This window comes from Halegenticoccus soli, from assembly GCF_002844195.1.
In the GTDB taxonomy this organism is placed as follows: Archaea; Halobacteriota; Halobacteria; order Halobacteriales; family Haloferacaceae; genus Halegenticoccus; species Halegenticoccus soli.
This window is the reverse complement of sequence record NZ_PEND01000002.1, coordinates 326655-336181: the sequence shown is the minus strand read 5'-3', so window position 1 is coordinate 336181 and position 9527 is coordinate 326655. Positions and strand designations below refer to the sequence as shown.

At 69.3% G+C, this 9527-nt stretch carries 16 protein-coding genes; 12 read left to right on the top strand and 4 right to left on the bottom strand.

Annotated elements, in window-relative coordinates:
• Positions 1-24: 24 nt before the first annotated feature.
• Positions 25-546, bottom strand: a complete 522-nt coding sequence (locus CNO20_RS06650) for an archaemetzincin family Zn-dependent metalloprotease (RefSeq protein ID WP_101295351.1) — start codon at positions 544-546, stop codon at positions 25-27.
• Positions 547-585: 39 nt separating this feature from the next.
• Here CNO20_RS06650 and CNO20_RS06645 point away from each other — a divergent pair, with 39 nt between their 5' ends.
• From CNO20_RS06645 to npdG, 4 genes are all read left to right on the top strand, one after another.
• Positions 586-990, top strand: coding sequence for a UPF0146 family protein (locus CNO20_RS06645; RefSeq protein WP_101295350.1), 405 nt, complete (start codon positions 586-588; stop codon positions 988-990).
• A gap of 175 nt (positions 991-1165) precedes the next feature.
• The gene (locus CNO20_RS06640) at positions 1166-2029 is read left to right on the top strand and encodes a TIGR01548 family HAD-type hydrolase (protein WP_101295349.1); all 864 of its coding nucleotides are present in this window, start codon (positions 1166-1168) and stop codon (positions 2027-2029) included.
• Positions 2030-2031: 2 nt separating this feature from the next.
• Positions 2032-2259 (top strand): DUF7534 family protein, encoded by a 228-nt coding sequence (locus tag CNO20_RS06635; protein WP_101295348.1) that lies wholly within the window; start codon positions 2032-2034, stop codon positions 2257-2259.
• 58 nt (positions 2260-2317) lie between these two features.
• A complete protein-coding gene (gene npdG, locus CNO20_RS06630; protein ID WP_101295347.1) occupies positions 2318-2986 on the top strand; it encodes an NADPH-dependent F420 reductase in 669 nt (222 codons plus the stop codon).
• A gap of 128 nt (positions 2987-3114) precedes the next feature.
• On the opposite strand, the gene CNO20_RS06625 is transcribed toward npdG, so the two are convergent.
• Positions 3115-3381, bottom strand: a complete 267-nt coding sequence (locus CNO20_RS06625) for a thioredoxin family protein (RefSeq protein ID WP_101295346.1) — start codon at positions 3379-3381, stop codon at positions 3115-3117.
• A gap of 154 nt (positions 3382-3535) precedes the next feature.
• On the opposite strand from CNO20_RS06625, the gene CNO20_RS06620 reads away from it, so the two are divergent.
• The 5 genes from CNO20_RS06620 (at position 3536) to CNO20_RS06600 (ending at position 6756) form a co-directional block, all read left to right on the top strand.
• Positions 3536-3700, top strand: coding sequence for a preprotein translocase subunit Sec61beta (locus CNO20_RS06620; protein ID WP_101295345.1), 165 nt, complete (start codon positions 3536-3538; stop codon positions 3698-3700).
• Positions 3701-3758: 58 nt separating this feature from the next.
• Entirely contained in the window at positions 3759-4337 is a 579-nt protein-coding gene (gene pdxT / locus CNO20_RS06615) for a pyridoxal 5'-phosphate synthase glutaminase subunit PdxT (protein ID WP_101295344.1), read from the top strand.
• 299 nt (positions 4338-4636) lie between these two features.
• Complete coding sequence (locus tag CNO20_RS06610) at positions 4637-5938, top strand: polysaccharide deacetylase family protein (RefSeq protein ID WP_101295343.1); 1302 nt, start codon at positions 4637-4639, stop codon at positions 5936-5938.
• Positions 5939-6071: 133 nt separating this feature from the next.
• Positions 6072-6401: a phosphoribosyl-ATP diphosphatase gene (gene hisE / locus CNO20_RS06605; RefSeq protein WP_101295342.1), complete on the top strand. Its 330-nt coding sequence runs from the start codon at positions 6072-6074 to the stop codon at positions 6399-6401.
• A gap of 205 nt (positions 6402-6606) precedes the next feature.
• Positions 6607-6756: a 50S ribosomal protein L40e gene (locus CNO20_RS06600; RefSeq protein ID WP_101295341.1), complete on the top strand. Its 150-nt coding sequence runs from the start codon at positions 6607-6609 to the stop codon at positions 6754-6756.
• A gap of 12 nt (positions 6757-6768) precedes the next feature.
• On the opposite strand, the gene CNO20_RS06595 is transcribed toward CNO20_RS06600, so the two are convergent.
• On the bottom strand, positions 6769-7167 hold the full coding sequence (locus CNO20_RS06595; protein WP_233203952.1) for a DUF7475 family protein: 399 nt from the start codon (positions 7165-7167) through the stop codon (positions 6769-6771).
• A gap of 82 nt (positions 7168-7249) precedes the next feature.
• Complete coding sequence (locus CNO20_RS06590) at positions 7250-7882, bottom strand: MBL fold metallo-hydrolase (protein WP_101295340.1); 633 nt, start codon at positions 7880-7882, stop codon at positions 7250-7252.
• A 174-nt stretch (positions 7883-8056) separates the two neighbouring features.
• Here CNO20_RS06590 and CNO20_RS06585 point away from each other — a divergent pair, with 174 nt between their 5' ends.
• The 3 genes from CNO20_RS06585 (at position 8057) to CNO20_RS06575 (ending at position 9482) form a co-directional block, all read left to right on the top strand.
• Complete coding sequence (locus CNO20_RS06585) at positions 8057-8233, top strand: DUF5786 family protein (RefSeq protein ID WP_101295339.1); 177 nt, start codon at positions 8057-8059, stop codon at positions 8231-8233.
• A gap of 1 nt (position 8234) precedes the next feature.
• On the top strand, positions 8235-8819 hold the full coding sequence (locus CNO20_RS06580) for an endonuclease dU (RefSeq protein ID WP_101295338.1): 585 nt from the start codon (positions 8235-8237) through the stop codon (positions 8817-8819).
• A 66-nt stretch (positions 8820-8885) separates the two neighbouring features.
• The gene (locus tag CNO20_RS06575; RefSeq protein WP_101295337.1) at positions 8886-9482 is read left to right on the top strand and encodes a uracil-DNA glycosylase; all 597 of its coding nucleotides are present in this window, start codon (positions 8886-8888) and stop codon (positions 9480-9482) included.
• Positions 9483-9527: the final 45 nt, after the last annotated feature.

Genomic DNA, 9527 nt, shown 5'->3' with positions numbered 1-9527 from the left:
GGGAAGCGGGACGACAGCGGTCGTTCAACCGAGGATCCGGCTACACGTCCCGCACAGGTTCTCCTCTTTCACGTCGACTTCGCGGACCGTCGGGGAGAAGCTCATCACGCACTTCGAGTTGTCGCAGTGTTCGAGGCCGAAGGTGTGGCCGATCTCGTGGACGACCTCCTTGCGGACGCGGTCCGAAAACACCTCGCTCGCCGGCTTCGTCGAGATACCGCCGTCGGAGGAGGTCTGGAGCCGGTACGTCGAGATGACCGAGCCGTTACCGTTGAGGTACGCCAGCCCGAAGACGTAGTTTCGGCGCCGGTAGTAGAGATCCTGCGTCGTGAGGCCGATGTTCTTCTCGCCCGACCCGACCCGACTCGCGAGTTCGATGAACTCCTCCGCCCGGTATTGGTTGCGACCGCGGTCAAACGCGCCCTCGGGGATGCCCTGCTCGTCGTGGACGGTCACGTCGACGTCGTACACTGAACGCAGCGCCGCCGACGCCTCCCGCTTGACCTGCGCGGGAACGTCACCGATGGGCACGATATCGACAAGCATGGAAGGCGTTAAGCGGGGCCGGCCAATAAATATCCCGACGTGACGAACGCGACACGCGAGGCGCTGGCGGCGCGACTCGGGCGGTACGACCGGCTGGTCGAGGTGGGGATCGGCCGCCGGCCGGACGTGGCGGGCGCGCTCGCGGCGGCCGGGAAAGCGGTGACGGCGACGGACGTCCACGACCGGGAGGTCCCGGCGGGCGTCCGGTTCGTCCGCGACGACGTCGTCGCCAGGAGCGAGCAGGACGATCCGGGGCCGCTGTACTACGTCGACGCCGTCTACGCGCTGAATCTCCCGCCGGAGCTCCACCGGCCGACGCGCCGCGTCGCCCGCGCCGCCGGGGCCGACTTCCTCTTCACCACCCTCGGCTACGACGAGCCCGCGATCCCGGTACGTCGGGAGACCGTGGGGCGCGAGACGCTGTTCGTCGCTACCCCGAAGTGAGCGCCCGCAACGCCCGCCGGCCGCGTCGGCAGGCCGCCAAGCCCGGCAGGGAGTCCAAACCGGCGGCCGCATCCGCGACCGCGTCTCCGACGAACCGGGGCCCGCCGAGGCGGGCGACGCCCCCGACGAGAGGGAACCCGGAACACCCTTGGTTTCGAAGGGTCACCCCAGACGCATGCACGCGGACGCAGTCGTCCTGGACATCGACGGGGTGCTGGTCGACGTCGCCGGCTCGTACCGCCGGGCGATCGTCGAGTCGGTCGACCGGCTGTACGGGCGGACGATCGAGATCGGCGACGTCCAGCTGTTCAAGGACGCCGGGGGATTCAACAACGACTGGGAGCTGACGGACGCGGCGGCGCTCTTCGTCCTCGGCCGGCGCGAGGGACTGAAGCTCTCGGTAGCCGAGTTCACGGACGCGATCGCCGAGCGGGGGGGCGGCCTCGAAGCGGCGCGCGAGGTCGTCGCGGAGCTGCCGCGGGTCTCGCAGGCGCGCGTTCGGGACCGGTGGGACCGCGAGGCGCTCCGGGAGACGTTCCAGGCGCTGTACCTCGGAAGCGACCGCTACCGGGAGCTCGAGGGCGGGGAGCCGCCGTTCGAGGCGCCGGGGTACATCCACGACGAGCCGGCGCTCCTGGAGCCGGAGACCGCCGAGGCGCTGACGGATCGCTTCGAGGTGGGCGTGCTGACGGGACGGCCGGCGGCCGAGGCCGAGATCGCCCTCTCGCGCGTCGGCCTCGACGTTCCGGACGAGCGCCGGTTCACGATGGACGACTGGGACGAGGGAAAACCCCACCCGCGGGCCCTGACGACGCTCGCGGACAGGCTCGGAGCCGCCGCCGTCGCCTTCGCGGGCGACACGCTCGACGACGTGCGCACCGCGACGAACGCCGCCGAGGTCGATTCCGACCGGGAGTACTACGGCGTCGGCGTGCTCACCGGCGGCCTCACCGGCGAGGAGGGGCGACGGAAGTACGAGTCGGTCGGCGCGGCGGCCGTGATCGACTCGGTGAACGACCTCCCCGACCTGCTCGACTGACGATGCTCCGGAGGCGCCTGCCGACGTACGTGCTGACGCTCCTGGCGCTCGACGCCGTCGTCCTCACGGTCGAAGCGATGCTGCTGCCGCCGGATCCGTTCACCCAGCTCGTCGTGCTGCTGCCGACGCTGGCGGTCGTCCCCGTGGTCGCGTACTGGCTCGTCTACCGGGGCGGCTTCGAGCGCCTCGGCGTCGGCGTCGTCGGCGACGACCGCGACGATCGAGAGTAACGCAGGCAGAAGCCTCCGGTCGCGCAAGGCTTACTTCCCGTCCGGCCGCAGACGGGGTATGCGAATCGCGTTACTCGGGGGCACCGGCGACATCGGCGAGGGGCTCGCCCTCCGGTGGGCCTTCCACACGAACCACGAGGTGCTCGTCGGCTCCCGCGACCCGGAGCGGGCGCGGACGAAGGCCGAGGAGTACGAGACCGAGCTCGACAGCCGCGGCGTCGAGGTGTCGATCAAGGGGTTCGAAAACGGGATGGCGGCCGACCGCGCCGACGTGATCGTCCTCGCGGTCCCGCCGTACCACGTCGCCGACACCGTCGAGGCCATCGCCGAGCGGCTCGACGACGGCGACGTGCTCGTCAGCCCGGCGACCGGGATGAAGCGCGACGAGGACGGCTTTCACTACCACCGGCCGAGCGCCGGGAGCGTGACGCAGCTCGCGGCCGACGCCGCCCCCGAGGGGGTGCCGGTCGTCGGCGCGTTCCACAACCTCGCGGCCGGTCGCCTCGCCGACCTCGACGCCGAGCTCGGCGTCGACACGCTGCTCGTCGGCGACGACGAGGACGCCAAGGAGACGGTGCGGCTGCTCGCCGAGGGGATCGAGGGGCTGCGCGTCCTCGACGCCGGCGGGCTCGCCAACGCGCCCGAGATCGAGGCGATCACGCCGCTTCTCATCAACGTCGCGATGAACAACGAGGGGATGCACGACCTCGGCGTGCGCTTCGTGTAGCGCCGGGGGCGGCGGAGCGCCCTCCGAGGAAGGTCCGAGGCGGTCGAGCGCTCTCGGATGAGGGACGGAGAACCGGAGCGCCGCGGCTCTCGGATCGAGAGCGACGTCGGGCGAAAAGCCGAGCGGTTCTACGCGCCGGCTTCAGCCAGCGCCGCTTCGATGTCCTCGCGCTGGGTGACGCCGACGAAGCGGTCGACCACCCCGTCGTCGTTCTCGACGATGAGCGTCGGGAGCGAGCGGACCTGGTACTCGTTGGCGACGTCCTGCTCCTCGTCGACGTTCACCTTCTCGAACGATACGTCGGGGTAGTCCCCCTCCAGATCCTCCAGAATCGGGTCCTGCGTCTTGCACGGCCCGCACCAGTCGGCGTAGAAGTCCTTGAGTCGAACAGTCATTGTACCCTCTTCGGAGTTGCCTATCGGCGCGCATAAGGGTTTCCCACCGCGGTCCGGCCGTCCCCGATCGGGGGCGACCCTCGCCGAGGATCGTCTCCCGCGAGAGTCGCCCCGGAGCGAAACGTTTAGGCGGGTGACCGGTGGAGACACACACATGAGCAGAGGGCAGAACACCGGCGGGCTGATGTCGAGCGCCGGGCTCGTCCGATACTTCGACGCGGAGGACCGCAACGCCATCCGGATCGACCCGAAGAGCGTCGTCGCGTTCGGCGTCCTCTTCGGCGTCGGCGTCGAGATCCTGAACATCCTGGCGTTCTGAGAGGACGATCCCGCCTCGGGTCGCGTTCTTTTTGACCGGCCGGTCCCGACGATCGGCCATGCCACGCGTAGGTGTCGTCGCCGTTCAGGGGGACGTGAGCGAGCACGCCGCCGCGATCGACCGCGCCGCCCGCTCCCGCGGGGAGACGGCCGAGGTCGTCGAGATCCGTCGGTCGGGGATCGTCCCCGACTGCGACGCGCTCGCGCTGCCGGGCGGGGAGTCGACGACGATCTCGCGGCTGCTCCGGGACGAAGGGATCGACGAGGAGATCCGCGCGCACGTCGCGGCGGGGAAGCCCGTTCTCGCCACGTGCGCCGGGCTCATCGTCGCCTCCCGCGACGCGAAGGACGAGCGCGTGAGGACGCTCGACCTCCTCGACGTGACGGTCGACCGCAACGCCTTCGGCCGACAGAAGGACAGCTTCGAGGCGATGCTCGACGTGAGCGGCCTCGACGAGCCGTTCCCCGCGGTGTTCATCCGCGCGCCGCTCATCGACGAGGTGGGGGCGGACGCGCGGGTGCTCGCGGCGTGGGACGGCACGCCCGTCGCCGTGCGCGAGGGTCCCGTCGTCGGCACGTCGTTCCACCCCGAACTGACGCCGGACGTCCGCTTCCACCGACTGGCGTTCTTCGACTGAGCGACGCGGTACCGATCAGCGCGCGGTGCGGAGATCGGGCGACCGTCGGGGTCGCTCCGCCGACGGACCGCCGCGATCCGAGAACCGAACCACCGAGTGTCCCGATTATTCAGGTCCTAAGCCACCGTTCGGCGGCTTTCGGGACCGTTCGAACTTCGAACGGCGGCGATAAACGGTCACCGGACGACGAGCGGGACTTTCGATTCGGCTGAACGATCCGGTTTCGAGAACGTTGACGTGTTGGAATCGTTTCCTTACCCACCGCATTATAAACTGGGTTCCGGAACGAGGCACGGTCGATGAAACGAGCAACGAAGCGGCGGAGCTTCCTTGCGGCGCTCGGTGCAGGTGCTAGCGCGGTCGCCGGGTGCATGGGAATCGGCGGCGGCAGCGACGACGGGCAGACGAGCTCGGCCCCCGAAACCGACGCGAACGACGGCACCGAGACGGCGACGCCCGGCGACGACGGGAACGGCGGGAACGGCGGCTCCTCGCAGAACGCGTTCTCGCGCGGCGAGGTCGTCGAGGACTTCGAGTTCGAGAAGTTCCAGGAGTCCTCGTGGGGAGTCATCGAGGGCAACGCCGCGCTCGACGGCCAGAACGCGCACCAGGGATCGCAGTCGCTTCGGCTGGAGAACAAGAACGGTCGCGTCGCCGGGGTGTTCAGGGCGTTCCCGGACGGGCTGGACCTCACGAAGCACGACCTCACGCTGGCCGCGCAACTGGAGAAGCCGGCCGAGGGGCGGATCGCGATCGAGGTGCTCGCGCCGGGACGGAGCGACATGCTGACGTGCAGGCGGTACATCAACAAGGAGTTCGACGGCTGGCTCCGGTTCGACGTCGGGTACACGGGGAAAACGGGGAACCCGGACCTGAAGCACGTACAGGAGATCCGCATCGTCGTGGAGTCGGAACAGGGGACGCCCATCCGCTTTTGGATCGACGACCTGCGGAAGATCAAAAAGCCCGACAAGGGGAAGGTCATCTTCACCTTCGACGACAACCACGTGACCCAGTACGACGTCGCCTTCAAGGAGTTCCAGAAGCGCAACTGGCCGGGGGGAGTTGCCGTCATCCCGGACACGGTCGGCGGCTCCGAACAGCTGGACACTGGTCAGCTGCGGGAGATGCGCGACGCCGGCTGGGACATCATGTCGCACCCGCAGACCGGGAGACCGCTGCCCGAGTATCCGAAGAAGGAACAGGAGAAGATGATCACGGAGGCCAAGCGATACCTCGAACTCAAGGGCTTCGAGAAGGGCTCGCGTCACTTCGTTACGCCGTACCACCGCATCAACGGGGAGACGCTGGAGCTCCTGCAGAAGCACCACGAGACGGGCTTCCTGTACGCCGGCTGTCCGAACAACGCGGAGCAGCCGTCGGGCATGCACACGATCTCTCGCATCCTCGGCCGAGATCCGCAGGGAACCCGCCGGATAACGAACCTCGCGGCGGAGTTCAACCAGCTCGCCGTCGTCACCTACCACGACATCGGAAACGGGCAGGACTTCGAAACCTCGCCCGACGACTTCCGGAACGTCGTCAACCACGTGGCGAACAAGGACGTGGACGTGGTCGCACCCTCGGCGCTGCTCGACTGAGACGGGCGCGCGTTTTTTCCGATCGGCGGACGGGACGCAGCCGAACGGTAGGTCGATGGTCGCACGACGCCGACGGCGGTCCCGTTCGCCACGGACGGAGACGTTTTTCCGTCCCCCCTTCGACCGAAGGGGTATGAACGATCGCGACGCGCCCGCACCCGATCGCCCGGAGGGAGACGTCCTCGACGAGCTGTTCGCGCTCATCGAGCGCCGGAAGGCGGAGCTCCCGGAGGGGTCGTACACCGCCTCGCTTTTCACCCACGAGAAGGGGGACAACGCCGTCCTGGAGAAGCTCGGCGAGGAGACGACGGAGCTGATACTGGCCGCGAAGGACGACGACCGCGAGGAGATCGCCGCCGAGGGGGCGGACCTCGTGTACCACCTCCTCGTGACGCTCGCGGCGAAGGACGTGACCCTCGACGACCTCCGGGCGGAACTCGACGCGCGCTTCGGCGGCCACTGAGAGGGAGTATCGGAGCCAGCCGGCGGTTCCGAAGCCCGTCCCTCGGCGGCGTCTCTCGGTTCTTCGCCGGGGAGCTATGAACACCTCCGATACTCCCTGTGACGACGGCTCGGGCCCCGAAAACCGCCCTCGTCGCGCTCGACGGTCCGACGGGGGTGAGCGTCGTCTCGCAAGCATTATACGAACAGGCCCGCAAGGACGCCGTATGCCCACCTTCGAGCACGCCGTCAAGCGGACGCTTGAGAAGAAGATCTGCATGCGCTGTAACGCCCGGAACCCCCAGCGGGCCGATCGCTGTCGGAAGTGCGGGTACAAGCACCTCCGGCCGAAGTCCAAGGAGCCGCGAAACGCGTAGCCCCGCCCTTTCTCACGCCTCTCGACGGTACAGCGCGACGAGCACGGCAAGGAGCGCCAGCTGGACGGCTTTGTCGAAGAGCCCGACGGCGGAGACGACGTCCGGCCAGTTGAGGGCGAAGTAGCCGAAGATCTGCACCCCGACGAACGGGATCCCAGCGACGTAGAGGAGTCGCCGGTCGTAGCCCGCGACCAGCAGCGCGACGCCGCCGAAGAAGCCGAGGCCGGCGAGGACGAAGCCGATCGCCAGCGGCGAGGGGAGGTTTGCGACGCCCAGGAAGAGGTGGATGAGCCCGCTCACCGCCGCCAGGACGACGCCGACGTAGTGGAGCCGGGTGAGCGATCGCGTTCCGGCGTCGGCGTCGCGCACGGTCGCGTTCCCGTCCCGGGAGATCTTCGAATCAGTTGCCATACCGTTAACACGTCGCCCGAAGGGATAAACTGCACCGGCGGACCGGAGCGGTCGCGCCCGTCCGCGCACCGTCCGCGGGGCGCTACGCCCCGTCGGGGTACTTCGGCTCCCGCCGCTCCGCCCGCCCGAGCGCCCGTTCGATCACGTCGCGAACGGTGTCCTCGCCCCCCTCGTTCTCGACGAAGGGATCGCCGTGTCCCGCGTACATCGCCGTCACGGAGTCGGGCAGCCGGTCGAGGAGGGTCCGGAGGCTCTCGATGAGGCGCTCGCGCGACTGGCCGGGCATGTCGGTTCGGCCGAAACTGCCGTCCGAAAAGGCGCTGTCGTTGTACACGACGACGTCGCCGCTGAAGAGCGCCCGCTCGCCGACGAGCGAGACGTGATCCGCGGCGTGCCCCGGCGTGTAGACGACCTCGTACTCGTCGTCGCCGACTGGGACGGCGTCGCCGTCTTCGAGTTCGTGGGTCCGTCGGGGGTGGTCGCCGTACGCGTAGACGTCGGCGTCGAACGCGTCCAGCACCGCGTCGAGCTGTTCGACGTGGTCCGCGTGCTGGTGCGTGATGACGACGGCGTCGAGGCGGTCCGTGTGGTCGGCGATCACGTCCTCGACGCCGGGCATCGTCCCCGCGTCGACGAGCGTGGTCCGCTCGCCCGGGACGAGATACGCGTTGCAGGTGAACTGCTCGGCGTCGGCCGTCACGACGATGGGTTCCATAGGCGGAGCCAGGCGGCGGACGGTGAAAAAATCGCTGACGGCGGACAATACCACCCGGTAATTGAACGAGGCGCGTCCGCGCGTCGGAAACGGAGCCGGACGTCGCCGCCCGGAATTACCGAACGGCTGATACTGCGCCGGATTTTTTAGTCCGAATCGACAATACTCTCACGTATGGGATTTGGGAGCTACGACGAGTCCGAACGAGAGCGACAGGAGTACGACACCGACATCGACGAGGGCGAAGGGGTGTCGGCGAGCCAGTCGGCTCACGAGGGAAGCGTCGAGTTCGAGATCGGGGCCTCGAACGACGAACTCCTCGACCGCCTGCAGGACATAAAGGAGCGGTGAGGTGAAACCCGGGGCCAGGACGCTCGGCGTCGCCGCCTCGGACGGCGTCGACCGGAGCGTGCTGTGCGGCGCGCTGGTTCGGGCGGACCGGGTCGTCGACGGCCTCGTCTTCGGCGCGTGTACCGTCGGCGGCACCGACGCCACCGACGCGGTCGGGGACCTGTTCCGCGACCTCGACCGCGAGGACGTGCGTCACCTCCTGATCGCCGGCGTCGCCCCCGCGTGGTTCAACGTCGTGGACCTCCGCGAGGTCCGCGAGGCGACCGGCCGCCCCGTCGTCTCGGTCTCGTTCGAACCGAGCCCCGGGCTGGAATCGGCGTTACGCGAGCACTTTTCCGGAGCCGACCTCGACCGGCGGCTGGCGACGTACCGATCGCTGCCGCCGCGTCGGCGGGTCGAGGTGAACGGCGAGACGGTCTTCGCGCGCGCCGTCGGCGTCGGCGACGGGGAGGCCGCGCGGATCGTCCGCGCGTACACCCCCGAGGGCGGACGCCCGGAACCGCTGCGCGTCGCCCGCATGGCGGCCCGGGCCGCCCGGCGGTGGGCCGACGCCGGTCGTCCGGGAGATCGTCGCGCCGACGGGTGACGCCGCGAGAGATCGCCGGCGAAGGGAGTGCGGAGAGTTAAGCCGCTGCCGCCCGGACGCCCGCACATGGGAACGATGGAGGGTCTCTGCGTACTGGAGTGCGAGCGCTGTCCGGCGCTGGTCGAAGGCCGGAGCCAGATCGTGAACGGGGACGGGCCGGAGGACGCCGACCTGCTCTTCGTCGGCGAGGGACCGGGCGCGAGCGAGGACAAGCAGGGCGAGCCGTTCGTCGGGCGCTCCGGCGCCGTGCTCGACGAGGCGCTCCGCGACGTCGGCCTCTCGCGTCCCGACGTGCGCATCACGAACTGCGTCCGGTGTCGGCCACCCGAGAACCGCGATCCGACGAAGGAGGAGCTGAACAACTGCCGGGAGTACCTGGAGCGGGAGGTCGACCTCGTCGATCCGGAGCTCGTCATCACCCTCGGAAAGGTCCCGAGTGAACACCTCCTCGATCGCTCCGTCGCGGTGACGAAAGAGGCCGGCGACGTCGTCGACGCCCGCATCGCCGACGCCTCCCGCCGGGTGCTGATCTCGGTCCACCCCGCCGCGACGCTGTACGACCGGAGCCAGGCCGAGACGTTCGAGGGGGCGATCCGCAAGGCGGCCGAGATCGCTGGCGCGGTCGAGAGCGACGGCGGCCAGTCGACGCTCGGCGACTACTGAGAGGGAGTAGCGCAGGAGTCCAGAGACTCCCTCACGTGGGAATCG